Annotated in this window: 26 protein-coding genes; 12 read left to right on the forward strand and 14 right to left on the reverse strand. The window is 72.6% G+C overall.

Translation table 11 applies throughout. From position 1 onward, the window contains the following. Positions 1-8: 8 nt before the first annotated feature. Together E9934_RS14570 and E9934_RS14575 are read right to left on the reverse strand one after the other, a co-directional pair. The gene (locus tag E9934_RS14570) at positions 9-1,412 is read right to left on the reverse strand and encodes an FAD-dependent oxidoreductase (protein WP_202977325.1); all 1,404 of its coding nucleotides are present in this window, start codon (positions 1,410-1,412) and stop codon (positions 9-11) included. Then, positions 1,409-2,737, reverse strand: a complete 1,329-nt coding sequence (locus E9934_RS14575) for a cytochrome P450 (RefSeq protein WP_136563632.1) — start codon at positions 2,735-2,737, stop codon at positions 1,409-1,411. Before E9934_RS14575 ends, E9934_RS14570 begins: the two co-directional genes overlap by 4 nt. 117 nt (positions 2,738-2,854) lie before the next feature. On the opposite strand from E9934_RS14575, the gene E9934_RS14580 reads away from it, so the two are divergent. Together E9934_RS14580 and E9934_RS14585 are read left to right on the forward strand one after the other, a co-directional pair. Further along, positions 2,855-3,646: an HAD family hydrolase gene (locus E9934_RS14580; RefSeq protein ID WP_136563633.1), complete on the forward strand. Its 792-nt coding sequence runs from the start codon at positions 2,855-2,857 to the stop codon at positions 3,644-3,646. Beyond that, positions 3,643-6,168, forward strand: coding sequence for a glycoside hydrolase family 65 protein (locus tag E9934_RS14585; RefSeq protein WP_136563634.1), 2,526 nt, complete (start codon positions 3,643-3,645; stop codon positions 6,166-6,168). The genes E9934_RS14580 and E9934_RS14585 overlap by 4 nt, the downstream gene beginning before the upstream one ends. Before the next feature lie 129 nt (positions 6,169-6,297). On the opposite strand, the gene E9934_RS14590 is transcribed toward E9934_RS14585, so the two are convergent. The 3 genes from E9934_RS14590 to E9934_RS14600 form a co-directional block, all read right to left on the reverse strand. Further along, entirely contained in the window at positions 6,298-7,521 is a 1,224-nt protein-coding gene (locus tag E9934_RS14590; RefSeq protein ID WP_136563635.1) for an MFS transporter, read from the reverse strand. A gap of 205 nt (positions 7,522-7,726) precedes the next feature. Further along, positions 7,727-8,593, reverse strand: coding sequence for an exodeoxyribonuclease III (locus E9934_RS14595; protein ID WP_202977331.1), 867 nt, complete (start codon positions 8,591-8,593; stop codon positions 7,727-7,729). A gap of 26 nt (positions 8,594-8,619) precedes the next feature. After that, positions 8,620-9,180 (reverse strand): NYN domain-containing protein, encoded by a 561-nt coding sequence (locus tag E9934_RS14600; protein ID WP_136563637.1) that lies wholly within the window; start codon positions 9,178-9,180, stop codon positions 8,620-8,622. A 33-nt stretch (positions 9,181-9,213) separates the two neighbouring features. Here E9934_RS14600 and E9934_RS14605 point away from each other — a divergent pair, with 33 nt between their 5' ends. Together E9934_RS14605 and trxA are read left to right on the forward strand one after the other, a co-directional pair. Beyond that, positions 9,214-10,017 (forward strand): glycoside hydrolase family 25 protein, encoded by an 804-nt coding sequence (locus E9934_RS14605; RefSeq protein WP_136563638.1) that lies wholly within the window; start codon positions 9,214-9,216, stop codon positions 10,015-10,017. Beyond that, a complete protein-coding gene (trxA, locus tag E9934_RS14610; RefSeq protein WP_136563639.1) occupies positions 10,014-10,367 on the forward strand; it encodes a thioredoxin in 354 nt (117 codons plus the stop codon). The genes E9934_RS14605 and trxA overlap by 4 nt, the downstream gene beginning before the upstream one ends. A 7-nt stretch (positions 10,368-10,374) precedes the next feature. Here the strand turns inward: trxA and E9934_RS14615 are convergent, their stop codons facing one another. After that, positions 10,375-11,367, reverse strand: a complete 993-nt coding sequence (locus tag E9934_RS14615) for an oxygenase MpaB family protein (RefSeq protein WP_202977326.1) — start codon at positions 11,365-11,367, stop codon at positions 10,375-10,377. An 87-nt stretch (positions 11,368-11,454) separates the two neighbouring features. Between E9934_RS14615 and E9934_RS14620 the strand changes: the two genes are divergently transcribed. After that, a complete protein-coding gene (locus E9934_RS14620; protein ID WP_238694973.1) occupies positions 11,455-12,105 on the forward strand; it encodes a TetR/AcrR family transcriptional regulator in 651 nt (216 codons plus the stop codon). Between the two features lie 148 nt (positions 12,106-12,253). Here the strand turns inward: E9934_RS14620 and E9934_RS14625 are convergent, their stop codons facing one another. Further along, complete coding sequence (locus tag E9934_RS14625; protein WP_136563641.1) at positions 12,254-14,002, reverse strand: hypothetical protein; 1,749 nt, start codon at positions 14,000-14,002, stop codon at positions 12,254-12,256. A gap of 419 nt (positions 14,003-14,421) precedes the next feature. Here E9934_RS14625 and E9934_RS14630 point away from each other — a divergent pair, with 419 nt between their 5' ends. Beyond that, positions 14,422-14,622 carry a hypothetical protein gene (locus tag E9934_RS14630; RefSeq protein WP_136563642.1) on the forward strand — a complete coding sequence of 67 codons (201 nt, stop codon included), beginning with the start codon at positions 14,422-14,424 and terminating at the stop codon, positions 14,620-14,622. Here the strand turns inward: E9934_RS14630 and E9934_RS14635 are convergent. After that, on the reverse strand, positions 14,579-15,301 hold the full coding sequence (locus E9934_RS14635) for a hypothetical protein (RefSeq protein ID WP_136563643.1): 723 nt from the start codon (positions 15,299-15,301) through the stop codon (positions 14,579-14,581). The genes E9934_RS14630 and E9934_RS14635 overlap by 44 nt on opposite strands. 211 nt (positions 15,302-15,512) lie before the next feature. Between E9934_RS14635 and E9934_RS14640 the strand changes: the two genes are divergently transcribed. Beyond that, entirely contained in the window at positions 15,513-16,151 is a 639-nt protein-coding gene (locus tag E9934_RS14640; RefSeq protein WP_136563644.1) for a DUF2238 domain-containing protein, read from the forward strand. Positions 16,152-16,162: 11 nt separating this feature from the next. On the opposite strand, the gene E9934_RS14645 is transcribed toward E9934_RS14640, so the two are convergent. Continuing rightward, positions 16,163-16,510, reverse strand: coding sequence for a 4a-hydroxytetrahydrobiopterin dehydratase (locus E9934_RS14645; protein ID WP_136563645.1), 348 nt, complete (start codon positions 16,508-16,510; stop codon positions 16,163-16,165). Positions 16,511-16,546: 36 nt separating this feature from the next. On the opposite strand from E9934_RS14645, the gene E9934_RS14650 reads away from it, so the two are divergent. Then, positions 16,547-17,017, forward strand: a complete 471-nt coding sequence (locus E9934_RS14650) for an acyl-CoA thioesterase (protein ID WP_158295014.1) — start codon at positions 16,547-16,549, stop codon at positions 17,015-17,017. Here E9934_RS14650 and E9934_RS14655 read toward each other — a convergent pair. The 3 genes from E9934_RS14655 to E9934_RS14665 are packed head-to-tail and all read right to left on the reverse strand — an operon-like array spanning position 16,995 to position 19,553. Further along, positions 16,995-17,300, reverse strand: a complete 306-nt coding sequence (locus tag E9934_RS14655) for a DUF1905 domain-containing protein (RefSeq protein ID WP_136563647.1) — start codon at positions 17,298-17,300, stop codon at positions 16,995-16,997. The genes E9934_RS14650 and E9934_RS14655 overlap by 23 nt on opposite strands. A gap of 4 nt (positions 17,301-17,304) precedes the next feature. Beyond that, a complete protein-coding gene (locus E9934_RS14660; RefSeq protein WP_136563648.1) occupies positions 17,305-18,573 on the reverse strand; it encodes an ankyrin repeat domain-containing protein in 1,269 nt (422 codons plus the stop codon). Next, complete coding sequence (locus E9934_RS14665; protein ID WP_136563649.1) at positions 18,570-19,553, reverse strand: SMP-30/gluconolactonase/LRE family protein; 984 nt, start codon at positions 19,551-19,553, stop codon at positions 18,570-18,572. Before E9934_RS14665 ends, E9934_RS14660 begins: the two co-directional genes overlap by 4 nt. Before the next feature lie 111 nt (positions 19,554-19,664). Here E9934_RS14665 and E9934_RS14670 point away from each other — a divergent pair, with 111 nt between their 5' ends. Both E9934_RS14670 and E9934_RS14675 read left to right on the forward strand, forming a co-directional pair. Further along, positions 19,665-20,846: a sensor histidine kinase gene (locus E9934_RS14670; RefSeq protein WP_136563650.1), complete on the forward strand. Its 1,182-nt coding sequence runs from the start codon at positions 19,665-19,667 to the stop codon at positions 20,844-20,846. Then, positions 20,843-21,469 (forward strand): response regulator, encoded by a 627-nt coding sequence (locus tag E9934_RS14675; RefSeq protein WP_136563651.1) that lies wholly within the window; start codon positions 20,843-20,845, stop codon positions 21,467-21,469. The genes E9934_RS14670 and E9934_RS14675 overlap by 4 nt, the downstream gene beginning before the upstream one ends. A 25-nt stretch (positions 21,470-21,494) precedes the next feature. Here E9934_RS14675 and E9934_RS14680 read toward each other — a convergent pair whose 3' ends face one another. Together E9934_RS14680 and E9934_RS14685 are read right to left on the reverse strand one after the other, a co-directional pair. Continuing rightward, positions 21,495-21,764, reverse strand: a complete 270-nt coding sequence (locus E9934_RS14680) for a hypothetical protein (protein ID WP_136563652.1) — start codon at positions 21,762-21,764, stop codon at positions 21,495-21,497. A gap of 41 nt (positions 21,765-21,805) precedes the next feature. Further along, positions 21,806-22,861: an oxygenase MpaB family protein gene (locus E9934_RS14685; RefSeq protein WP_136563653.1), complete on the reverse strand. Its 1,056-nt coding sequence runs from the start codon at positions 22,859-22,861 to the stop codon at positions 21,806-21,808. A 72-nt stretch (positions 22,862-22,933) separates the two neighbouring features. Here E9934_RS14685 and E9934_RS14690 point away from each other — a divergent pair, with 72 nt between their 5' ends. Together E9934_RS14690 and E9934_RS14695 are read left to right on the forward strand one after the other, a co-directional pair. Beyond that, entirely contained in the window at positions 22,934-23,539 is a 606-nt protein-coding gene (locus E9934_RS14690; RefSeq protein ID WP_136563654.1) for a TetR/AcrR family transcriptional regulator, read from the forward strand. A gap of 66 nt (positions 23,540-23,605) precedes the next feature. Continuing rightward, the gene (locus E9934_RS14695; RefSeq protein WP_162851557.1) at positions 23,606-24,400 is read left to right on the forward strand and encodes a hypothetical protein; all 795 of its coding nucleotides are present in this window, start codon (positions 23,606-23,608) and stop codon (positions 24,398-24,400) included. Positions 24,401-24,404: the final 4 nt, after the last annotated feature.

Consider the following 24,404-nt stretch of genomic DNA (forward strand, 5'->3'; position numbering starts at 1 on the left):
GCGGCGGGTCAGATCCGCTCGGCCAGCCGGCGGGCGGCGATCTGCAGCGCGTCCCAGACGGTTGCGAAGGGCGGGGCGTAGGAGAGGTCCATGCCCGCCAGGTCGTCGACGTCGAGACCGCCCCACAGGGCGGCCGCGGCGGCGTCGATCCGCTTGGCCGATCCCTCACCTCCGACGATCTGGACGCCGAGGAGCCGGCGGGTCTGCCGGTCCGCGATGACCTTGGTGGCGATGGGCGTCGCCTCGGGCATGTAGCCGCTCGCCGTCGTGCCCTCGGTGACGAGGGAGACGACGTCGTGGCCGTGGGTCGTCGCCTCGGCCGTCGAGAGGCCGGTGCGCGCGATCTCCAGGTGCACGGACCCGGCGACGAAGCGGGTGATCGCCGTGCCCAGCGCGCCGCCGAAGCGGCGGTCGCCACCGAGCAGGTTGTCGCCCACGATGCGGCCCAGCTTGTTGGCGTGGGTGCCGAGAGCGAGGAACGTCGGCCGGCCGCTCATCCGGTGCTCGACCTCGCAGCAGTCACCTGCCGCCCACACGCCGGGGGCGATGCGTCCGCCCGGATCGGGGAGATAGCCGCCGTGCGATCCGACCGCGAGCCCCGCCGCCCGACCGAGGGCGGTCGCGGGCTCGACGCCCAGGGCCGGGACGACCACGTCGGCCGTGAACCGCTCCCCCGCCGCGGTGACGACGGCCTCGACCCGGCCTTCGGTCGTCTCCAGCCGCTCGACGGTGGCACCGGTGCGCAGCTCGACGCCGGCCTCGACCAGCCCGACGCCGATCCGCCCGCCCAGGTCCTCGTCGAGGGAGCCCATCACCCTGCCCCGAGTGATCAGCGTGGTCGAGAAACCGCGCCGCAGCAGGGCTTCGGCCATCTCGATCCCGATGTAGCCGCCACCGACGACGACGGCACGCGGCGCCCGGTCGGTCACGCGGCGCGCGGTCGCGGCGAGCAGGTCGACCCAGAGCGCACCGTCGTCGAGGTTCTTGACCGCGTGGACGCCACCGACCGGTCCGTCGGGGCCGCACGCCCAGTCGGGGGGGATCGGTGACGCTCCGGTGGCGAGCACGAGGTCGTCGTACGACATGGTCGAGGAGACGCCGTCGACCTCATGGGTGACGGTGCGGTCCTCGACGTCGATCGCGGTGGCACGTGCCCCCAGGCGCAGGTCGACGCCGGCCGCGCGATGCTCCTCGGCGGTGCGCGCGACGAGCTCCTCGCCGCTCGCGACGTCGCCCGCGATCCAGTAGGGGATCCCGCAGGCGGAGTACGACGTGTGGTCGGTCGCCTCGATCACCGTCACCGCGACCTCGCGCCCCGCCGACCGTGCGGCCCGCAGCGCCTGGTGGGCGGCGCTCATCCCGGCCGCGTCACCACCGACGACGACGATCCGCTGCGAGACGCCGTCGGTCACGCCGTCGACACCGTCTCGCGGGACGCGCCGGTGTAGACGGGCAGGGCCTCGACGCCATAGACCGCCGACAGCTTGCGGAAGTCGAGCTCGGAGAGGTCCGCGGCCATGGCCAGGTCGGGGAAGCGCTCGGCCAGCATCCGCAGCGCGGTGCGCAGCTCCATCCGCGCGAGCTCGGCGCCGACGCAACGGTGCATGCCCCAGCCGAAGGCGAGGTGGCGCGTCGACGCGCGGGAGGGGTCGAAGACGCCGAGGGCGGCGTCCCCGGTGCCCAGCGCCGGGTCACGGTTGGCGGCGAGCAGCGAGACGCCGACCGCGTCGCCCTCCTTGATCTGCACCCCACCGACGACCACGTCGGTCTTGGCGAAGCGCAGGAAGGCCAGCTGCACGACACAGAGATGACGCAGCAGCTCCTCGACGACCTGGTCGACCTGCGCGGCCTCGCCGGAGCGCAGCATCTCGCCGGCCTTGGGCGTGCTCGCGATCAGGTAGGCCCCCAGCGCCAGCATCGAGGCGGAGGTCTCGTAGCCGCCGAGGAAGACGCCGTCGGCGATGCCGCCGAGGGTCACGTCGTCGAGCTCGTCGCCGTGCTCCTTCAGCAGGGCGCCGATCAGCCCGTCGCCCGGGTTGCCGCGCTGCTCGCGGACCGCGTTGATCAGGAACTCCCGCGTGTGCGCCGCGGCGCCGAACGCACCCGCGCCACCCTCGGTGAGGTCGAAGCGGGCGACACCCAGCTCGAGGAAGCGGCCCCGGTCGTCGACCGGCAGGCCGAGCAGGTCGCAGATCACGTCGAAAGGTACGGCGAAGGCGAACTGCTCGACCATGTCGACCGCCGCCCCGTCGCGACCCGCCTCCGCCATCGCATCCAGGCGCTCGGCCACGATCGCCTCGATGCCCGGCTGCAGCCGGGCGAGGCGGCGCATCGTGAACTCGGGCGTGAGATAGCGCCGCAGCGCCGTGTGCAGCGGCGGGTCGGTCATCCCGAGGCCGCCGATCTGCTCCTCGTCGGAGCGGCCCTCCTGGGAGACGAACTGACCGAGGTCGTTGGACCACACGTCGGCTCCGCCGGCCAGCACCTCCTTCGACTCCTCATAGCCGCTGACCAGCCACACACCCTTGCCGAACATGTCGGCGAGCTTGCGGACCGGCTCCTCGGCCTGGACGCGCATCATCTCCGGCAGCGGGTCGAGACCGTCGCGCTTGAGCGGCAGGGTCACCGAGTCGGGGAGGAAGCGGAGCTTGCGCAGGTCGATGCCGTTGCGCATGGTCCGGTTGAGGAGCCAGACGCCGAGGCGCTGCTTCACCGGGCCGGGCAGGGGGAGACGCATGGCCACATTCCACCAGAATCCGGCGTCATCTCCCCCACAGAGGCGCCACCGGGCCGCCGACGCCTTCGTCACACGGGGTTAACCGGCCGGCTCGGCCAGGCGGGCTAGGGTCGCGTCATGGCTGATGTGCGCGTGGACTGGAGCCGCTGGAAGGCGGTCCTCTTCGATCTCGACGGCGTCGTGACGCCGACGGCCGAGGTGCACATGCACGCCTGGGCCGAGATGTTCAACGCCTTCCTCGACGCCCAGGCCGCAGCCCTCCAGGACGTCGGGAGGGTCGGAGCCCCCGAGGGCGTCGACCTCGCGCCCTACACCGACCAGGACTACTTCGCCTACGTCGACGGCAAGCCGCGCTACGACGGCGTCCGCTCGTTCCTCGCCTCCCGCGGCATCGTGCTGCCGGAGGGGCTGCCCGACGACCCGCCGACCGCGGCGACGGTGTGCGGGCTCGGCAACCGCAAGAACGAGGTGTTCACCGCGATCCTCGGACGCGACGGCGTCGCGCCCTATCCGGGCTCGGTGGCGCTCATCGCCCAGCTGCACGCCGCCGGGACGCCGATGGCGGTCGTGTCGTCGTCGCGCAACGCGCCGGCGGTCGTGCAGGCGGCCGGGCTGGCGTCGTACTTCCCGCTGATCGTGCACGGCGGCCTGGCCGCCGAGCTGGGGCTGCCGGGCAAGCCGGCACCCGACACGTTCTCCTATGCCGCGACCCAGCTGGGCACGACCGACGCCGAGGCGGTGGTCCTCGAGGACGCGGTCAGCGGGGTCGCGGCAGGCCGCGCGGGCGCCTTCGGTCTGGTGGTCGGTGTCGACCGCGGTGCCGGGGCCGAGGCGCTCCTCGCCGCCGGTGCCGACCTCGTGGTCGGCGACCTCGCCGAGCTCGTCGACGCGGCGGGCGGTCACGAGTGAGCGCGCACGACGGGGCGGGACCCTCCCACCAGGCACCGCCCGCGACGGACCCGCTCGACCGGACGCGCTTCCCCGTCGACGAGTGGCGGCTCGTCGAGACCCGCTTCGACGCGGATGACCTCGGCACCACCGAGTCGCTCTTCTCCGTCGGCAACGGCTATCTCGGGCTGCGGGGCAACTACTCGGAGAGTCGCGACGCCCATCTGGACGGGACCTTCGTCAACGGCTTCCACGAGACCTGGCCGATCTCGCACGCCGAGGAGGCCTACGGCTTCGCCCGCATCGGCCAGACCATCGTCAACGTCCCGGACCCGAAGGTGATCCGGCTCTACGTGGACGACGAGCCGCTGCACGTCTCGGTCGCCGACCTGATCGAGTACGAGCGGGCGCTGGACTTCCGCACCGGCGTCCTGAGTCGCGACCTGCTGTGGCGCACACCCGGCGGCAAGCGGGTGCGGGTGCGCAGCAGCCGGATGGTTCCGCTCGCGCAGCGCCACCTGGCGGTGCTCACCTTCGAGGTCGAGCTGCTCGACGAGCGGGCGTCCTTGGCGATCTCCTCCCAGCTCATCAACCGGCAGGACGCTCACAACGAGGGTCCGCAGCAGGAGGCCGGGATCGGCGGTGGCTCGACGGACCCCCGCAAGGCCGAGTCGTTCGACCGCCGGGTGCTGGTCCCGGAGATCCACGACGCGGACGCGGGGTCCGGCCGGATCAAGCTGGGCTATCGCACGACCGAGAGCGGCATGCGGATCGGCGTGGTGGCCGACCACATCCTCGAGACCGACGCGCCCTGCACGACCACCGCGCAGTCCGAGGAGGACCTGGTCAAGGTCATCTACCGGATCGCGGCCGAGCCCGGTCAGCGGATCCGGCTGACCAAGCTGGTGTCCTTCCACACCGCCTCCCAGGTGCCGACGCGCGAGCTGATCGATCGCTGCGAGCGCACCCTCGACCGCACCCGCGAGGAGGGTGTCCACCGCCAGTTCGCCGCCCAGCGCGAGTGGCTCGACGAGTTCTGGCGCCGCTCCGACGTCGAGGTCGCCGGCCAGCCCGCGGTGCAGCAGGCCGTGCGGTGGAACCTCTTCGCGATCCTCCAGGCCTCCGCGCGTGCGGAGGGTCAGGGCATCGCGGCCAAGGGGGTGACCGGCTCAGGCTACGGCGGCCACTACTTCTGGGACACCGAGATCTACGTCCTGCCGTTCCTCACCTACACGCTGCCCTGGGCGGCACGCAACGCGCTGCGCTTCCGCTCGACGCTGCTCGACAACGCCCGTCACCGCGCCCGCGAGCTGTCGCAGAAGGGCGCGCTCTATCCGTGGCGGACGATCAACGGCCACGAGGCCTCCGCCTACTACGCGGCGGGCACGGCGCAGTATCACATCGACGCCGACATCTCCTATGCCCTGAGCCAGTACGTCGGAGCGACCGGCGACGAGGAGTTCCTCGCCCGCGAGGCGGTCGACATCTTCGTCGAGACCGCCCGCATGTGGGCCGATCTGGGCTTCTGGCGCGACGAGTCGCGGCGTACGTTCCACATCCACGGGGTGACCGGGCCCGACGAATACACGACGGTCGTCAACGACAACCTCTACACGAACGTGCTCGCGCGCTTCAACCTCCGTCGCGCCGCGCGCGCCGTGTGGGAGCTCGAGCGCGACGACCCCGAGTCCTACGCCGCCCTGGTGCGGCGGACCGGACTGGCGCCGGAGGAGCCCGACGAGTGGGCCGCGAGCGCACAGGGGATGCACATCCCCTTCGACGACTTCCTCGGCATCCACCCCCAGGACGCGCACTTCCTCGAGCGGGAGATGTGGGACCTGCGCAACACCCCGCTGGAGAAGCGCCCGCTGCTGCTCAACTACCACCCGCTGGTCATCTACCGCTTCCAGGTGCTCAAGCAGGCCGACGTCGTGCTGGCGCTCTATCTCCAGGGCGAGGAGTTCACCGACGAGCAGAAGAAGGCCGACTTCGACTACTACGACCCCATCACCACCGGCGACTCGACGCTGTCCGCGGTCAGCCAGGCCGTGCTCGCCGCCGAGGTCGGCTACCACGAGCTCGCGCTGCGCTACTTCCACGCCGCGCTCTACGTCGACCTCGCCGACCGCCACCACAACACCGCCGAGGGCGTCCACGTCGCCTCCACCGGCGGCGTGTGGAGCGGCCTGGTCGCCGGCTTCGGCGGCTTCCGCGACATCGGCTCGGGCGCCGGTGAGGAGCAGTGGCAGATCGACCCGAGGCTCCCGGCCTCGTGGGAGTCGCTGGTCTATCGGCTCACCCTCCACGGCACCCGGGTGCGGGTCGTCGTACGACAGGACGACCTGGAGCTGGTCATCGAGGACGGCGCCGGCCCGCTCTGCTTCTCGGTCCGCGGCAAGGTCGTCACGGTCACCCCCGACGCCCCCGTGAGCATCCCGCTCACCCACCAGGGCCCGCGCCTGGCCGGCGAACCGCCCTATCCCGCGGGGATCCAGCGCGCCGACGGCACGGTGATCTCCGCGATCGTCCCGAGCGGCGACTAAGCCGCCCCGGTCATCGAGGAGCGAGCGCCAGCGAGCGTCACGAGATGCCTGTAGTCATCTCGACAAGGTGACCACAGCGGTCTCGTGACGCCCGCTCGTCCCTCGCGTCCTCCTCGACCACCGGGCGGGCTATCTCTCGCCCCCGACCGGCACGAGGGCGATCGCGAGGACCGGCGCGAGGGCCGCGAGGGCGTACGTCGCGCCGTATCCCCACGCGGCGATGGCGAGGCCGGCCAGCGGCGGGACGGCCACGGCGGCCAGGTGCTGTGCGGTGTTCTGCAGGCCGAGGGCCCGACCCGACCAGAACGGTCCGGCCCGCTCGGCGACGGCGGTGAACGCGAGGCCGTTGTCGGCGACGGTGACGGCCGAGGCGAGGACGAGGAGCAGGACGGCGGACGCCGCGATCGCGTCCGAGCGGTCGGCCAGCGCGGCGGTGGCGCCGAGGAGTGCCATGGCGAGGGCGGCCAACCACGCCACGGAGCGCATCGGCCGCATCCGGCTCCCCACGCGGTCCGACCACCAGCCGGCCGCGATCCGGGCGCCGGCACCGGCCACCTGCGTGCCGGCGACGACGGCGCCGGCGACGCCGGGTGACCAGCCGAGGTCGGTGACCAGCCAGGTGAGCCCGAAGGTCCACACCAGGAACTGCGGGATCACCAGCAGCACCGAGGAGCCGTGGATGCGGGCGAGGTAGCGGTCGTCCCGGTAAGGGTTGGCGGCCGGCGCGGAGGCGTCGACGGCTGGTCGGGGCGGGTCGATCACGACGAGCGTCACGACGACCAGGCTGATCGCGGTCGCGATCGTCGGCACCCACAGCGCCGGGCCGATGCCGTGGTGGTGGGCGATGACGGCCACGGTGGCGGCCGCGAGCCCGACCCCCAGCGGCTGCCCGGTCTGGCGGATGCCCATCGCCAGGCCCCGGCGCTCGGGAGGGAACCAGCCGACGACCACCCGGCCTGATGCCGAGTTGGTCGCCGCGGAGCCGATGCCGGCCAGCGCCAGCAGCGCCGCCAGCAAGACCGGTGAGTCGGTGGTGGTCGCCAGAGCGCCACCCGCGGTGGCCAGCGCCAGCCCGCCGATCAGCGCGAAGCGCTCGCCGCGACGGTCGACCACCAGCCCCCAGAGCACCAGCGTGGTCATCATCCCGAGCATCGCGCCCGAGGTGACCAGCCCCGCCTCGGCGAGCGTCAGGCCGTGCCCGCCCTCGGCCAGCGGCCGGTGCAACTCGGGGATGAGGAACGACGGCGCCACGACCATCGCCGCCGTCGAGGCCTGGCCGCCGGTGCCGGCGGCCAGCATCGCCCAGCGGCGGGCAGCGCTGATGTGCCCGACCTCCGGCGTCGTTGCAGTCACCGCCCCAGTGAACGCCTCACCGCCCGGCCCGACACGCTGTGTCTCGCCCCGCGGCCTGTGAGAAATCAGTCAGCACCCCGGGTGGTCGAGGAGCCCGCGAGGGACGAGCGGGCGTCACGAGACCGCTGTGGTGACCTCGTCGAGGTCCGCACAGGCATCTCGTGACGCTCGCTGGCGCTCGCTCCTCGATGACCAGGGCTGGCGCTCAGAACGCGTAGTCGACGACCACGGGCGCGTGGTCGCTGAGCCGGACGCCGGCGTGCTCCCGGTCGACGACGGCCGACACCGCCGAGCGGGCCAGCGCGGGGGTGGCGAGGTGGTAGTCGATGCGCCAGCCGGCGTCCTTGGCGTAGGCCTGGCCGAGCCAGCTCCACCATGAATACGGGCCCTCGACGTCCGGGTGCAGACGGCGGACGACGTCGACCAGGGTGCGCGGCGAGAGCTGGGCGTCCAGCCACGCCCGCTCCTCGGGCAGGAAGCCCTCGACCTGGTTGCTGCGCCGCCAGTTGGCGACGTCGAGGCGCGAGTGGGCGACGTTGAGGTCGCCGGTCAGCAGGAACTCCCGGCCCCGCGCGGCCGCGGCCTTCCGTGCCGCGGCGAGGTAGCGGGCGAAGCCCGCCATGAATTCCATCTTGCGCTGGTACCTCGCCCCGCCGTCGGGCGCCTCCCGCATCCGCTTCGGGTCTTGGAGGTGGGCGGGCAGTCCGCCCTTGGGGAGATAGAGGCTCGCCACCGTCAGCGGTACGTCGGCCAGCTCGACCTCGACATAGCGGCCCTCGTCGACGTGGCGGCGCAGCGTCCGCGGCAGCGCCCGGTCGGGGTCCGGCACCGACCAGCTGCGCACGGCCGCCGCCGGCGAGCGGGTGAGCACGGCGACCCCGTTGCGTCCGGCGATGCTGCCGGCGTCGTAGGCGACCTGGTAGTCGCCGAACGCACCCTCGGGCAGCGCGTCCACCGGGCAGCGGACCTCCTGCAGCGTGACCACGTCGCAGCCGCGGGTCGCCAGCCAGTCGCCGAACCCGCGCCGGTGGGCGGCCCGGATGCCGTTGATGTTGGCGGTCGCGATGCGCAGCACCGGGCGAGGCTAGCGAGGCAGGCTCAGAGGAACTGCGTCGGGTCGAAGTCGTCGATCGGGATGATCCGGACCCGCGGCAGCCGCTCGTTGAACGCGAGCACGTCGTACTCCATGTCGAAGAGCTCGAGGCCGCGCGAGGTCAGCGACGTGAAGGCGCTGTTGCGGAACTCGGTGAAGCCGACCAGTCCGACGCGGCGACCGTCGAGGACCTGGTCGACCTGCTCGACGAAGTCGCCGTCGTTGCTGACCAGGACCACGTCGTCGTCGCGGCTCGCCAGCTCGGTGAGCGTGCGCTGGATGGCGATGTCGACGACCTTCTGGTTCGGCCCGCCCGACAGCGGGATCGGCCGGTAGCCGATCGCGATGAGGGCCTGGACGAACGACATCGGCAGCTCGGAGTTGGCCGCCAGGAAGAACAGGCCGTTGGTCGGCTGTCCCCACTGGCGCTCGACGAACTGCAGCAGCCGCTCCCAGCGGGGTCGCTCCTCGGGTCGCGGGCGACGGCCGAGGATCGACGTGCCGAGGGTGGCGTCGATGTTCTCGCCGTCGACGAGGACGTGGGTGGTGCGCGCGGTCTCGCCCATGGAGGCAGGCTACCGCCGTGGGAGGGTGAGGCCATGCGATCGCGGTACGTCGCCCTCGGCACGGTGCTGCTCGCGCTCGCCGGCTGCGGCGGCACGGGGCCGGGAGACCTGCCGCCGGCGCCCTCGGCCTCCCTGGTCACGCCGCCCCCGTCGACGGCCACGCCCATCACCCCGGCGACCACCCCGGCGACCACCCCGGCACCGGCGTCACCGAAGGCGCCCAGCCCTGCGGCGCGGTCCCGACTCGGCATCGACGCGTCCTACCACCAGGGCGACATCGACTGGGCGCAGGTGGCGGAGGCCGGCATCGAGTTCGCCTACCTCAAGGCGACCGAGGGCACCGGCTTCACCGACCCGCGGTTCGCCGAGCACCGCACGGCGGCGACCCGGACCGGCATCGACGTCGCCGGCTATCACTACTTCCAGCTGTGCTCCGACGGTCGCGCGCAGGCCGAGCACTTCCTCTCCGTGCTCGGCGCGGCGGAGCCGGCCATCCCGCCCGCGCTCGACCTCGAGCTGGCCGGCAGCTGCAGCACGCCGCCCCCCGCCGAGGACCTGCTGGCGCAGGTGCGCACCTTCCTCGACACGGTCGACCGCACGACCGGGACCCGCACGGTGGTCTACCTCTACCCGGAGTTCGAGGAGCGCTACGGCTTCGCCGACGACCTCGCCGAGCACCCGCAGTGGGTCCGCCGGCTCGGCGACCGGCCCCCGCGGCGCGCCTGGCAGATCTGGCAGTACGACGACGCCGGCACCGTCCCCGGCATCAACGGCGGTGTCGACCTCAACCGGACAGGCGGGAACAGTCGGACACCGCGGGACGTTCCACCCTCATGAGCACCATCGACCTGTCGGCCGGGAACTTCGAGCAGACCGTCCTCGACAACGAGATCGTCTTCGTCGACTTCTGGGCGTCCTGGTGCGGCCCGTGTCGCAACTTCGCGCCGATCTACGAGGCCGCGGCCGAGGAGCACGGCGACCTCGTCTTCGGCTCGGTCAACACCGAGGAGGAGCAGCAGCTCGCGGCCGCGGCTCAGGTGACCTCGATCCCCACCCTGATGGCCTTCAAGAAGGGCGCGCTCGTCTTCTCCCAGGCCGGTGCCCTGCCCGCGCCCGCGCTGGCGCAGGTGATCGCCGCCGTCCGTGACTTCGACGTCGACGCGGCCCAGGCGGCCGGCACCGACTGAGTCGGGGCTACTTCGGTGGCGCGAAGGACGTCAGCTGCGGCTTGGCGTAGGCCGAGCGCAGCCGCTCGTAGCGATAGCGGTTGTAGGCCATGGGCTCCAGGACGGCCCACTTCGGCAGGAGGCGCCGGGCGCCCCGGATGAGTGCGGTCCAGAGCCGGAACTCCCGCTGCTTGGCAGGCGTCCACTCGATCCCCAGGAGCTCGCGCATCCGCGGGTGGGCGGCCGCCTCGGCGCAGATCCGCGCCGGGCGGGACAGCGCGGGCGTCAGGAGCCGCCACGCCGGCGTGATCAGCAGGTGCAGCCACCGGGGGCCGATGAGCGTCGGCACCGGCATCTCGCCGAAGGACCGGTTGGCCCACTGCAGGAACTCGTTGTCGGCGAGGTGCTCGGCGGCCACCTGCTCGTAGTAGGCCTCCATCTCAGCGACGGTGCGCGGCACGCTGGAGGCATCGCTGGGCAGGTCCATCTCGCTCATCCAGCGAGCCGTGCGATAGACGACCTCGCGCTCCTCGGCGCTCAGGTGGGGGTACGTCGTCACGTAGCCCGTGTAGAAGACCAGCAGGCTGCTCGTGCCGACCCACTTCCACACGGCGGGGTTGAGCGCGCTGAAGCGCTCGCCGTCGAAGTGCCCGCGTCCCTTCCCCTTCACCTGGCCGTGCATCATCTTGAGCCGCTCGATGGTCGCCCGCCGGTCGGCGTCGTCGCCGAACAGCATCAGGGGCCCCCACAAGTAGCTCCTGATGCCGCGGTTGGTGAAGTTCTCCTCGAAACGGCCGGTCGCGTCGACGGCGGCTGCGACCTCCCGGTAGGCGACCTGGTCGAGGGCCAACCGACCGAAGAGTCCGAACGTGATCGGGGCGCCCATCCACCACCGGACGTCGGCGGCGAGCTCGTGGTGCGGCTGCGAGGGGTGCCAGGGGGCCACGGGTGCCACGGGGGCCGGAGCCACCGGGGCCGCCGGGGAGGCGGCCACCTCGTCCTGCAGGGGCGTCGTCGTCACGGGACTCTCCTTCGAGCTCTCAAACAGTCAACACATGTTGACAGATCCATGACACCAATCTGTTCACGGCCGTGTCAAGATGTGTGGGTGAGTTCAGCACCACGCAGGTACGGCGGCGTCAGCGCCGAGGAGCGCATCGCCGAGCGCCGCGGCCGCTTCCTGGAGGCGGGCCTGGAGCTCATGGGCAACCGGGGTGTGGCCGGCACGACCGTCCGCGGCCTCGCCGAGCACACCGGCCTCGCGGCCCGCTACTTCTACGAGAGCTTCGACGGCATCGAGGCGCTGCAGCTCGCCGTGTTCGAGGAGATCGCCGTGGAGGCGCTCACCCGGGCGCTGGCGGCGCTCGACGCCACGACCGGGGGCGCCGACACCGATCTCGCCCGCACCCACGCGGTCATCACCGAGATGGTCGACCTGATGCTCGAGGACCCGCGCAAGGGCCGGATCACCCTCATCGAGTCGGTGTCCTCGCCCGTGCTCGGCCCCCGGGTGCTGCAGGAGAGCCGGCGCTTCGCCGCCCTGCTCGCCACCACCGCCTCCGGCGGCGACCCGTCCGCGGTCGCCGACGAGCTCCCCGCACGACTGCGGGTCACGGCGCAGTTCCTCATCGGCGGTGTCGCGCACGCGCTGGGCGCCGTCCTCCACGGCGACCTGGAGACCGACCGCGAGGAGCTGGTCGACGTGCTCGTCGACCTCTTCCTCACCGTCGACCGCTCGCTCCGCTCACCGCGCGCCTGACGCGGCCGGTCCGGCGTACGGGCTGCGGGGGTCTCGAGACGGCCGTGGCCGGCCTCCTCGACCACCGGGGGCACGAACAGGACAAGGGCGCGCCGCCCGATCCGTGCACGGATCAGGTGACGCGCCCTTGCCTGTGGGTGGGAATCGATCAGGTCAGGCGGGGACGGCGAGCGACGAGGAACGCGCCCATGAGCACGAACCCGACACCGACCGGCAGCAGCCAGCCCAGCGGTCCACCGGTCGCCGGCAGGGCCTCGACGTCGCCGGGCTCACCCGGGTCGGTCGGGTCCGTCGGCTCCGGCTCCTCGAAGCCGCCGACACCGCACACGATGGTGCCCTGGATGTCCTCGGCGGTCTCGCCCTCGGCCGCGTAGCGGATCAGCGTCACCAGGGCGTCACCGAGGGTGAACGTGTGCGGGAAGCTGCCGTCGAAGTCGTTCTCCTCGGCGAACACCAGGTCGACCAGCGACAGGATGCCGTCGATGAAGGTCGGCTCGGCCTTGGCCTTGACCACGACCGGCTGGGCGACGCCGCCGTCGGCCGGGACCGTGCAGGCGACGATGGCGGCCGCCACCGGGCACGGCTCGGTGTTGGTCTCCTCCGGCGCCGGGATCGTGACCTCGGTCAGGTCGCCGGGGAACACGAAGCCGTCGTGGGCCGTCACGGTGACGCTGCCGTCGTCGTTGAGCACGGCGTCGTAGTTGCCCTCGGGCACCTCACCGAACGAGGCGTTGCCCGTGCCGCACAGGTCGTCGACGGGGATCTCGGGCACGTCGATCGGGTCGGGCTCACCCTCGTCGGGCAGGCACTCGGCGATGCTGATGTCCTTGGCCTGCTCGCCGTCCTCCGCGTAGCGGATGGCGACCGAGGAGTGCGCGTCGGCGAAGTACCACGGGAAGGTCACACCGTCCCAGGCGTGGTCGGGCTCGTCGGCAGGAAGCTCGTTGGTGCCGGCACCGATCGCGTTCTCGTTGACGATGATGATGTGGTCCAGCACGCCCGGCGGGGTGCTGACGTACTTGCAGACCACGACCTTGTCCTGGTCGTCGTCGCACTCCTCGGTGTTGGTCTCCTGCCGGGCGGGGAAGACGTAGTTCGGCGCGTCGGGACCCTCGAAGACGAAACCGTCGTTCGGGACGAGCGTGATCGGGCCCAGCGGGCCGTCGGAGTCCACGGTCCACTCGCCCGCGGGGACGTCGCCGTAGGCAGCGTTGCCGACACCACAGTCGTCGGTGAACGGGACGACCGGCGGGTCGATCACGACCGGGTCGGGCTCACCCTGGCCGCCGGTGCACTCGGCGAGCGGCACGTCCTTGGCCTGCTCACCCTGCTCCGCGAAGCGGATCGCGGTGGAGTCCTGGGCGTCGGCGAACTGCCACGGGAAGACCGGGTTGGCCGGGAAGTCCTTGATGGCGTTGACGCTCACGATGATGATGTGGTCGAGCTCGCCGCCCGGGGTGGTCACCCACTTGCAGACGACGACCTTGCTGTTGTCGGGCGCAGCGGCCGCAACGACGTCGGCCACCACCGCAGCGCCCTCGTCGGCACCGTCACCCACGGGGACGACGTCCTCGGGGATCTCCTGCGGCTCGACCGTCTCCTCGACGACGTCCTCGGGCTCCGCGGCCGGAGCGGGAGCCGGGGCGGGCGCGGGGGCCGGCTCGGGCTCGGGCTGCGGGGCCGGGGCGGGTGCCGGCTCGGGTGCGGGGGCCGGCGCGGGTGCCGGCTCAGGTGCGGGCGCGGGCTCGGCGGCCGGCGCGCCGGCGTCGTCCGGAGCGGCGTCGTCCGCGAAGCTCGGTGAAACGAAGGCGGTCAGCGCGAGGAGCGCGGTCGGAATGACCACCGCTGCCCGGGCGCGCGACCCGATGCGGCGCAGACGCCGCTGATTGCTCTGCATGTTGAATCCCCATATCCCACGTGATGGCGGTGGCGGGAGGAGCCACCGACTGTCCCTGCGTCCCGAGATCGCAGTTGTTGACCCCTGGGCCCGGGCACCGTCGGTGCCGCCTCCCAGGTGGTCCTGCGTCGATCGATGCGCGTCCCACACGCACACCGAGTCGTGGGAAATACGCTAGGTCCGATCGGACAGGCCTCATGACCAGATCGCACCGAAATTGGCCATATCCCGACCCTAGAAATCTGGGTCTTGACGTCGAGATACGTGAGTGCTACGTGGCGGCGGAACGGCTCGGGACGGTCTTGGTGCGTTGGTCCAAAAGGGGGTCAGCAGCTCTGTGTGGAGGCACGAGATCCGGGCCCGCGTGACCACGGACACTCGACGCATCGAGCGACACCGATCCGGCCAGGAGGCCCACCATGAGTGACCTGATGACCATGCTCCCCATCTACGCCTTCATGCTGATCCCGGTGTGGATCCCGGTCATCGCGATGACCTGCGGGGCTCTCGCGGACGCGCTGCGCGCCTCCCGCGACACCGCCCGCGGCCTGGCGCACGCCCACCCGACGCGCGTGGTCAGCGCCGGTCGTCCGGTCCCTGCGGGAGGAACTGCTCGGTGAGCTTCGGCCAGGCATGGTCGATGAGCTCCTCCATGTCCAGGTGGAGCGCCCGCTGGACGTAGGGCTTCGACAGCTCGGTGTCGAGCACCTTGAGCAGGAAGCGCCGCAGCTCGCCGTCGAGGCCTGCCATCTTGCGGAAGACCGCCCCACGCCGGGTGTCGGTCGACAGCTCCAGACCGATCTGGTCGACCGTCGGCGTCGTCAGCTCCATCCGCAGGCGCAGCGGCGCCTCGGTGTGCACGGTCAGCACGAGCGGCACCACCACCTCGGCCGTGAAGGTCAGCCGGTCCAGCGGCAGGTCCACGTGGAAGACCACGCTGACGGGGAGGTCGATGGCATAGGCGAGCAGCTCGCCCGGCAGCTCCACACCGGTCGTCGTGCCGAACGTGCCGACGACGCTCACGCTCGCGAAGGTCCGGCCCGGACCCGCCTTGATCGGGCCGAGCACGATCGTCTCGCCCAGCACCTGCTCGACCGTGCGCAGGATCCGGTCACGGTGCAGCACCCGTCGGATCCAGTTGTGGCCGAAGGCGCCGTAGCCGATCGGCTCACCGGCCGGCGGCGACGGCGGGGTCGCCGGCTCGTGCGCCAACGGCAGCCCCGTGACGAGTTGGGTCGCCTCCTCGACGGCCGCCTCGAGATCCGCGTCGTCGTACGACGGCAGCGTGGTCGGATCCACGTCCATCACCTGTCCCCCTCCAGCTGTGGCAGCGAAATCCCCGGCCAGACCGGGGAATTCTCACTCCATCCTCCCCTGTACCCAACCTCCGACCCGGCACCGGTGGGCGCGTGGCGCCGGTCCGACGCGATCGGGGGCCAGCCGCGACCATGCCGAACTCTCGGTCCGTTCGTGCGAGAATCGGGTCTCGCCGACGACAGGAGCTGACCGCATGACCGAGGTCGCCGCTGTCCGCTATCCCGCGCCGACGGTGATCCGCACGGCCGACGTGCTGGCCAAGGGCATGCTCGTCCTGCTGCTCCTGATGGTGGTCATCGATCCCGACGGCAGCAACCTGCGCAACAAGGCCGCCGAGGCCCGCGCCATCGGCTACCCGCTGCTGTCCTTCACGATCCCGATGATCTGGCTGCTGGCCTGGAAGGAGCGCTTCTCCTTCCCGTGGCTGCCGGACCTGATGATCACGGTCACCTGCTTCACCGACATCCTCGGCAACCGGATGGACCTCTATGACTCCATCTCCTGGTTCGACGACCTCATGCACTACGTCAACACCGGGCTGATCGCCGGTGCCGTCATCCTGCTCACCCTCCACCACAGCGCCAGCAGGATCCGGGTCGTCGAGCGGGCGCTCGCGGTCGGCGCGACGGCCGCCATCTCGTGGGAGATCCTCGAGTACGTCGCCTTCATCCACGGTCACGCCGAGCGCCAGTTCGCCTACGTCGACACCCTCAGCGACCTCGGCCTGGGCGTCCTCGGCTCGGTGACGGTGGCCCTCGTGATCCACGCGCTGTGGCAGCGCGGTCAACTGCGGGAGACCGCACCCCAGCTCGAGGGTGCGCTGCTGCGCTGACGCCGGCCGGCTCAGCCCTGCGCGATCTCGCTCTCCGCGATCCCGTCGGGGTCGGCGGTGACGGCGAGTGCGGCGGCCGCGGCGCTGATCGCGCGGGCGAGGTCGACGTCGACCGTCGTCAGCGACGAGGTCGCGTGGGTGGTCAGCCGGAGCTCGACGCGCCCGTAGCGCAGGTTGACGTCGGGGTGGTGGTCGACCGCATCAGCCAGCCGGCCGACCTCGTCGACGAGCCGCACCGCGGTCGCGAAGTCACCGGTGCGATAGAGCGCGAAGGCGGTCGTGCCGCGCACCCGCCAGTCCGCGACGCCGTCGGCGGACTCGAACTGTGCGGCCCCGATCTCCTCGTAGTGACGTCCCATGTCCTCGACCGTACGCCCCGGTGGGAGGATCCGGGCGTGGGCGAAGTGTTCGAGTGCGAGATCCAGGCGCGGCTGCGCGACGTCAACCTCGGCGGGCACGTCGACAACGTGGAGGCGCTGCGGGTGCTGGACGAGGCCCGCCTGCTGTTCCTGCGCTTCGCTCCCATCGCCGGGACCGACCGACCGGGCGTGCTCGGCGGGGTGGCGGCCGGCGTCGCCGAGCTGATGGGATCGCAGCGCGTCGACTACCGGTCCGAGATGCGGTTCGTGGCCTACCAGCCGTTCGTCGTGCGGATCTGGGTGAGCCACGTGGGCCGGTCCTCGTTCGCCGTCTCCTACGAGCTGCGCGTCCACCGTGACGAGCCACCGGCCATCGTCGCGGAGAGCTCGATGGTGCTGTGGGACACCGGGGCGGGCACCGCGTGGCCGATCTCCGAGGAGGTGCGCGACTGCCTGTCGTCGTACGCCGGGGAGCCGGTGGCGCTCAGGGAGCGTCCCGGCCGCTGAGGCCGGCCACCTGGAGGCCCACGGTCAGCTCCTGACCCAGCTCGATGCCGGCGGCCGTGCGCACCGCGACCTTGAGCGGCACCAGGTAGCGCCCGTCCTTGGGGAACAGGGCCGTGGTGAAGCGGGTGTCGCCGACCCGGACTTCGACAGCGACCTGGCCCCAGTACTCCAGGCCCCGGGCCGCCTCCTTGATGTCGTCGCTGACGTCGACGGGCACCTCGAGGAAGTAGAACGGCGCCGGGCCCCGCCACTCGACGACGGCGCCGGTGAAGGTGAAGTCCACCGGCTCACTCTCGCAGGATCCGGACGAGGGCGCGATGGCCCTTGCGCTCGGCGTGCTCCAGCGGGGTCACGCCGTCCGCGTCACCGATGCTCCGGTCCGCGCCCGCAGCGAGCAGGATCCGCACGACCTGCTGGTGGGCCGCGCCTCCGTCGCCGAGGATCACCGCCTCCAGCATCGCGGTCCAGCCGAGGTCGTTGACGTGGTCGAGGTCGACCCCGGTCTGGGCGACGCGGCGGACGTAGTCGACGTGACCACGCTCGCTGGCCGGGATCGGGGAGAGGCCGCCGTAGCGGTTCTCGACGGTCAGGTCGGGCTGCGCGGGCAGCAGCGCCTCCAGCATCGCGATGCTGCCGGTGACGCCGGTGACCAGCCACGGGGTGTCGTGCCGGTCGTCGAGGGCATCGGGGTCGGCGCCCAGGGCGACCAGCAGCCGCGCGACCTCGACGCGGTCGAAGGTGGCCGCCAGCAACAGGGGCGTACGGCGGTGCGCGTCCCGCGCCTCGAGGTCGGCTCCGGCGCGCAGCGCGACGGCGGCGGCATCGGCGTCGCCGCTCTCCGCCGCGTCGAGCAGCGCCCGGTCCGGGTCGGCGGGGTCGGCGCTCCGGTCGGCGGTCACGGTCTCCAGGATCCTCTCCAGCCGGTCGTGGCCGCGGGACCGCGCCATCTCCAGCGGGGTCAGCCCGGCGGACGGCGAGACGCGGTCGAGCTCGACGCCGCCGGCGGCCAGGACCCGCACCGTGTCGGCGTACGACACGGTGTCCTCACCCAGCCAGACGGCCTCGTGGATGGCCTGGTAGCCGATCCGGTTGACGTGGTCCTCGTCGATCCCCGCCCGCAGCAGCTCGCCGACGACCAGCGCGTGGCCGCGCTCGGCGGCGCGGATCAGGCCGGTGCCGTCCCAGCTGTCCTTGTCGTCCACCTTCGCGCCGTGCCGGAGGGTGAGCCGGAGCAGCTCCAGGTGTCCCTCGCTGGTGGCGACGAGGTAGGCCGACTGCTCGGTGTCGTCCTTGGCGTTGACGTCCGCGCCCTGGCCGATCAGCCTCCGGGCCCGCGCGACGTCGTCGGCCCAGGCGGCGTCGCGCAGACGCTGGTCGAGGGTGTCCTGGGGGACCTCGCGTGCCGGGGCGGGCGAGGCCGGGCCGGAGTCGGACGACGCGGGCTGCGACGTGGTCGGCTCGGCATCCGGTGACGGGTCGGAGGCGCCGCCCCCGCACGCGCCCACGAGCAGCGCGAGCGGGAGGGCAGCCACGACCGCGCGGGTCGAGTGCTTCATCGGGTCGGGTCGGTGACGACCTCGTAGGGGCCGGACGCGACGGGCTCGTCGAACTTGCTGTCGACGTAGAGCACCCGCCCACGCAGCACCTTCGCGGTGGTCAGCACGCGGTCGGCGGCGCTCGCCCGCTGGCCCAGCGTCACCAGGCGACGGCCGTCGTCGGACACCCGCAGGGTGGCGATCATCCGGCTGAAGTTGCGGACCACGGTGAGCTGGTTGCCGCGGCGGACCAGGCCGTCGGCGTTGACGAGGTCGGTGTCGGTCGCGATCTCGCTGACGGCGCCGGTACGGGCGTCGAAGCGCCACATCCGGCCGACATTGCCCTGCGCGACGACGAAGGCGCTGCGGTCGGCGGAGAGCACGATGCCGCCGAGGTTGAAGCCCTCGCGTCGCTCGATGGTGGCGGTCGCGTCCGCCCACAGCGTGGCCTGCCAGCCGTCGCGGCCCGGAGCCACGCGGAAGATCTGCGCGTCGTTGGAGTTGGTGAAGTAGGCCGCGCCGTCGCGGCCGATCGCCACGTCGTTGAGGAAGGCGTCGGCGGTGCCCGGCACGCGCAGGGCGGCGAGCAGCTCGCCGTCCTTGTCATAGACCCACAGGTCGGGGCGACCGGTGCCGATGCCGTTGGGACCTCCCGCGACGTAGACGCGGCCCTGCCGGTCCACGGTGATGCCGCGCGCTGTGTAGCGGCCGTCGGTGCCGTCGCCATCGAGCCACACCTCGGTCTGCGCCGTGTGGGCGGAGCCGCGGTGCACCTCGCCGCCGGTGACCTCGCTGACGTAGAACCGGCCGCGCCGCTCGTCGGCGCCGATGCCCTCGAACTTGGAGCCGACCGGGCTGTCGGCGTCGCCCTGGAGGACGTACGTCGCGGGCCGGCCCCACGCGTGAGCGCTCGCGGTCGTGCCGGCGAGGCCGGAGACGGCCGCAGCGGAGGCGGTCGTGGCGATGAGCAGGGAGCTGAGGATGCGGTGGTTGCGCTTCATGGCTCCACCCTGCGCCACGGGTCGGGGCCCGGACGTCGGGCAGCCGGCCAGGCCTCGATAGCCAATTGGATGATGCCGTCACCCGCCTCTCCTCCCTAGGCTGGCCGGGTCATGTCGCACCTCAGCTCGGCCGATCGCCGCCCCGGCGAGCGCGGCATCCTCGCGCCCGCCGCACGCCTGGACCGGTGGCTGCTGGCGGTGCTGGTGGTGCTGCTGGTCACCTGCGCGGTCCGCTACGTCGACCGGCACGGCCTGCACGCCGCCGGGATCGCCGTACTCATGGGCGCCCTGGCGCTGGGCCTGGCCTATGCGACCCGCGGCCTGCTGCGCGGGCGGCCGTGGTGGCCCACGGCCTGGGTGACGGCGATGGTCGTGCTGTGGGGGGCGTTGACCGCGGTCGCCCCGTCCTTCGCCTGGTGCGCCGTCCCGGTCGCCTTCGCGGTGCTGCAGGTGCTGCCCTTCACCTGGGCGGTGGCGACGGTCGTGGCGATGACGGTGCTGCTGACGGCCGCGTGGCAGCGGATCTCGGACGGCTTCGACCCGGTCCAGGTGGCCGGGCCGATCGGCGTCGCGCTGGTGACCGTGCTCGCCTACCGCGCGCTCGACGTGGAGTCCCGGGCCCGGCAGCACGCCCAGGCCGAGGTGGGTGCCCTGGCCGAGCGGACCCGCCTCTCGCGGGAGATCCACGACTCCGTGGGGCAGGGGCTGTCCAGCATCAACCTGCTGCTGCAGGCCGCCGAGCAGTCCTGGGACGCGCAGCCCGCCGCCGCTCGCGACCACGTGCGGACCGCCGCGGCGACAGCGCGCGAGGGCCTCGAGGAGGTCCGGCGCGTGGTGCGCGACCTGGCCCCGGTCGAGCTCTCCGACGACCGCACCGGCGAGGCGCTCGTCCAGGCCCTGCGCAAGGCCGCCGCGGAGGCAGTGCGGGTCTCGCCCGGTCTCGACGTGGCGGTGCGCGTGCACGGTGCCCCGGTCGCCGTACGGCCCGAGGTGGCGGCCGCCCTGGTCCGCACCACCCGCGGCGCCCTGGCCAACGTGAGCGAGCACGCCGCCGCGGCACGCGCCGCCGTCACCCTGACCTATCAGCCCGACGAGGTGACCCTCGACGTCCGTGACGACGGACGAGGCTTCGACCCGTCGGCCGCGGGCCCGTCGGGGACGCGCGGGCGCGGGCTGGCCGGGATCCGCGACCGGGCCGCCGGGCTCGGCGGTCGCACCGAGGTGGAGAGCGCGCCCGGGGAGGGGACGACCGTGTCGGTCTGCTTCCCGGTGCGCGGAGAGGACACGCCGTGATCCGGATCGTGCTGGTCGACGACCACCCCGTCGTCCGCGCCGGGCTGCGCGCGCTCGTCGACGGACAGGAGGACCTGTCGGTCGTGGGCGAGGCCGACGGACTCGACGCCGCGGTCGCCGTGGTGAGCGCCGACCAGCCCGACGTCGTCCTGATGGACCTCTCGCTCGGCGAGGGCAAGGCCGGCGGAGCCGCGGTGACGGCCGCGCTTCGCGACCTGCCCCGGCCGCCCGAGGTGCTGGTGCTGACGACCTACGACACCGAGTCCGACATCCTGCGCGCGCTGGAGGCGGGCGCCCGCGGCTACCTGCTCAAGGACGCGCCCCCGGAGGAGCTGTTCGCCGGCATCCGCGCCACCGCGCGGGGTGAGACCGTGCTGGCGCCCTCGGTCGCGGCGACCCTCGTGCGTCGTACGACGCCAGGGGCGACGACCATCACCGAGCGCGAGGTCGAGGTGCTCGAGCTGCTCTCGCGCGGACTCGGCAACAAGGAGATGGCGCGCGAGCTCTTCGTGTCCGAGGCGACCGTGAAGTCCCACCTGTCGCACATCTACACCAAGCTCGGCGTCGACACCCGTGCCGGCGCGGTCGCCGCCGCCATCGAGCAGCGGATCATCCGCACCTGACCGGCACCTCGACCAACGGCGGGGCTCAGCCCTTCGCCACCGCCGCGAGCACCTGGTCGAGCTTGACCTTGAGGTCGGGCACCTCGTCGAGCAGCACCAGCTTGTCGTTGAGGTCGTTGAGCAGGGTCTGCACCTGGCCGAGCACCTCACGCGTCTCGGCGAGGGTGGTGTCGACCGTGGTCAGCTTCCCGTCGACGTCGACCAGCGTCGTGTCGACGTTGCCGAGCGCGGCCTCGGCGTTCTTGAGCACCTTGTCGGTGCGCTTGAGGATGTCGGCGACGGGGTTGAGGCCCACGGTGTCTCCTGTGGTCGAAGGGACGGACGGACAGCAGCCTGTCAGGAGAGCCGGCCCAGGAGGGGCTCGGACTCGCGGAGACCGTCGTCGCTGGGCTCCTCGCCGCGACCGAAGACCTTGTCGTGCTGCTGCGCACGCCAGGCGAGATGCGCCTCCGCGGGCCGCTCGAAGCCGTAGCGCTCTCGTGCCTGCGCCGGAGTGAGGACCTCCCGGTTGAGCGGGGGTACGCCGGCGAACACCGGCGCCACCACCGGCACGGTGCTCGGCGACAGCTCCGCGAGGATCCGCAGCTGCAGTCGCCTGCTGAGCCCCAGGGCCGCGAACGTCCCGCGCAGGAGCGGCCACACGGCCGCGTCCTTCCACCGTGCCTGCGGCAGCTCGCCCATCTCGCGCATCCAGCCCGGCAACGTCGCGATCACGCCGGCCCGGAACACCGCGCCGACGACGCGCTGCGCCGGCCGCAGCACCCACGGGACGTCGTCGACGAGCTGACTGACGTCCATCAGGTGGTGCATCGCGCGGACGGCGATCGGCGAGCCGGAGAGCACCGGCCGCATCCGCTCGTAGTAGGCGTGCAGCTCCTCGCGGTTGCGCGGCACGTCCGCCGGGTCGCAGGTCTGCAGCTCGGCCGCCACCGCGCACTCGGCCCAGAACTGCTCCTCCTCGGCCACGCTCAGTCGTCCGGGGCCGAACATCTCGTAGGCCTTGAGCACCGAGTGCCAGCCGGTGACGAGGATCCACAGCTGGGAGTCGGGGTCGTTGGCGTCGTACCTCCCGCCGCCGTAGGGCTCGGTGCCGATCGCCTTGCTGTGGACCTTCACCAGCACGTCGGCCGCCTTCGTCGTGGTGCGGCTGTCGCCGAAGGCGACGAGTGCGAAGTAGCGGATGGTCCGGTCATAGCGGGTCTTCGGCCGTCGGTAGATGTCCTGGGTGTGGTCGACGGAGGCGACCAGGTTGGGGTCGAGCTCCTCGACGACGACGGCGCGACTGAAGCCGATGGTGAGGGACGTCGGATGCCCCCAGACCTTCCAGGCCACGGAGTCGGGGCCGAAGAAGCCGTGGTCCTCGTGCGGGGTGATCGCGGTGCGCTGGGCCATGGCACCAGAATGCTACAGTTGTGTAGTAATTGGAAGACCCACGCTTCCCCTCCTCCTCCCTAGGGTGGCGCCATGACCCCCGCGACCGGCAGGACGGCCAAGCGACGGCCGTACGCCGCGCGCGTCCCCCTGGCCCAGCGGCGCGAGCAGCTCCTCGACGCCGCGCTCACCGTCATCGACCGCGACGGCTACGACCGGCTCTCGATCGACGCCATCGCCCGCGAGGCGGGTGTGACCCGACCCGTCGTCTATGGCGCGTACGACGGCCTGGGCCCCCTGCTCGCGGCCCTGCTCGACCGGCAGCAGCAGCGCGCCCTCACCCAGCTCTACGCCGCCCTGCCGACCGGGCTCGGCGACGGCGACCTGGCGACCGTGATCGACGACGCCGCCCCCGCGCTGTGCCGCATGCTGCTCGACGACCCCCCGACCTGGCGCGCCATCATCGCGGCACCGGCCGACGTGCCGGAGACAGTGCGGGCCCGCGTCGAGGGCGACCGCGAAGGCGTGCGGCAGGTGATCGCCGGCCTGGTCGAGGCGAGCCGCCCCGGCGCCGACGCCGAGCTCCTCTCCCACGCGCTGCTCGCGGTGCTGGAGCAGTACGGGCGGCTGGTCCTTGCCGAGCCGGACCGCTTCACCGCCGAGCGGATGGCGGCGGCGATGCGGGCACTGCTCACCTGACGTCCCGCTGGTCGAGGAGCCCCGCGGGGGACGAGCGGGGCAGGCCACCCCCTCTAGGCTCCCGACATGATGATCCGACCGGCCGAGCTCGAGGCCTTCAAGGCCGGGACCATCGACCTGGCGTTCCGGCGCTGGGACCGGTCACGGGTCAAGGTCGGCACCCGGCTGCGCACCGCCGTCGGCGTGCTGGAGGTGCTGGCCGTCGACGAGGTCGCCGTGTCGTCACTGCGGGCCGAGGACGCCCGCCGGGCGGGGGCGGCCTCACTCACGGCGCTCCGGGAGGGGCTCGCCGTCCGCGCCGACCGGCCGGCCTTCCGGGTGCAGCTGCGCTGGGCGGGCGCCGATCCGCGCGAAGAGCTGCGCGCCACCCTGCCGTCCGCCGACGAGCTCGCCACCCTGGTGGCGGGCCTCGACCGGCTCGACGCCGCCTCTCCGATCGGCCCGTGGACCCGCGAGACGCTCCGCACGATCGACCGGCACCCCGAGGTGCGCGCCCCCGAGCTGGCCGACGGTGTGGGCCGGCCGACCGCGGAGTTCAAGCGGGACGTGCGCAAGCTCAAGGAGCGCGGGCTGACCGAGTCGCTCGCGATCGGCTACCGCCTCTCCCCGCGGGGCGAGGCGCTGCTCGACCACCTCGAGGGACCCCGGGAGCGGAGGCCCCGGCGGGAGGGCACGCCCCTGCCCCGCACCATCGGCGCCCCCGCCACCGGCGCCCTGCGCGTCGTCGACGTCCACACCCTCGAGGCCGTGGCCACCTGGCGGCGCAGCGACCTGGCCGCGCTGCACGGCGTCGGCCCCGTCGCGCTGGACCGGCTGGCCGCCGCGATGGCCGATCTCGGAATCGGTTTCGCAGCCGAGTGACCCC

The organism is Nocardioides caeni, from assembly GCF_004912195.1.
Classification (GTDB): Bacteria; Actinomycetota; Actinomycetes; order Propionibacteriales; family Nocardioidaceae; genus Nocardioides; species Nocardioides caeni.

Coding starts and splice junctions, on each gene's coding strand:
- E9934_RS14640 (WP_136563644.1), top strand. CDS start 15,513: ATGACCGAGGTCGCCGCTGTCCGCTATCCCGCGCCGACGGTGATCCGC.
- E9934_RS14600 (WP_136563637.1), bottom strand. CDS start 9,180: ATGGGCGAGACCGCGCGCACCACCCACGTCCTCGTCGACGGCGAGAAC.
- E9934_RS14695 (WP_162851557.1), top strand. CDS start 23,606: ATGATGATCCGACCGGCCGAGCTCGAGGCCTTCAAGGCCGGGACCATC.
- E9934_RS14670 (WP_136563650.1), top strand. CDS start 19,665: ATGTCGCACCTCAGCTCGGCCGATCGCCGCCCCGGCGAGCGCGGCATC.
- E9934_RS14605 (WP_136563638.1), top strand. CDS start 9,214: ATGCGATCGCGGTACGTCGCCCTCGGCACGGTGCTGCTCGCGCTCGCC.
- E9934_RS14690 (WP_136563654.1), top strand. CDS start 22,934: ATGACCCCCGCGACCGGCAGGACGGCCAAGCGACGGCCGTACGCCGCG.
- E9934_RS14630 (WP_136563642.1), top strand. CDS start 14,422: ATGAGTGACCTGATGACCATGCTCCCCATCTACGCCTTCATGCTGATC.
- E9934_RS14685 (WP_136563653.1), bottom strand. CDS start 22,861: ATGGCCCAGCGCACCGCGATCACCCCGCACGAGGACCACGGCTTCTTC.
- E9934_RS14580 (WP_136563633.1), top strand. CDS start 2,855: ATGGCTGATGTGCGCGTGGACTGGAGCCGCTGGAAGGCGGTCCTCTTC.
- E9934_RS14625 (WP_136563641.1), bottom strand. CDS start 14,002: ATGCAGAGCAATCAGCGGCGTCTGCGCCGCATCGGGTCGCGCGCCCGG.
- trxA (WP_136563639.1), top strand. CDS start 10,014: ATGAGCACCATCGACCTGTCGGCCGGGAACTTCGAGCAGACCGTCCTC.
- E9934_RS14665 (WP_136563649.1), bottom strand. CDS start 19,553: ATGAAGCGCAACCACCGCATCCTCAGCTCCCTGCTCATCGCCACGACC.
- E9934_RS14660 (WP_136563648.1), bottom strand. CDS start 18,573: ATGAAGCACTCGACCCGCGCGGTCGTGGCTGCCCTCCCGCTCGCGCTG.
- E9934_RS14645 (WP_136563645.1), bottom strand. CDS start 16,510: ATGGGACGTCACTACGAGGAGATCGGGGCCGCACAGTTCGAGTCCGCC.
- E9934_RS14575 (WP_136563632.1), bottom strand. CDS start 2,737: ATGCGTCTCCCCCTGCCCGGCCCGGTGAAGCAGCGCCTCGGCGTCTGG.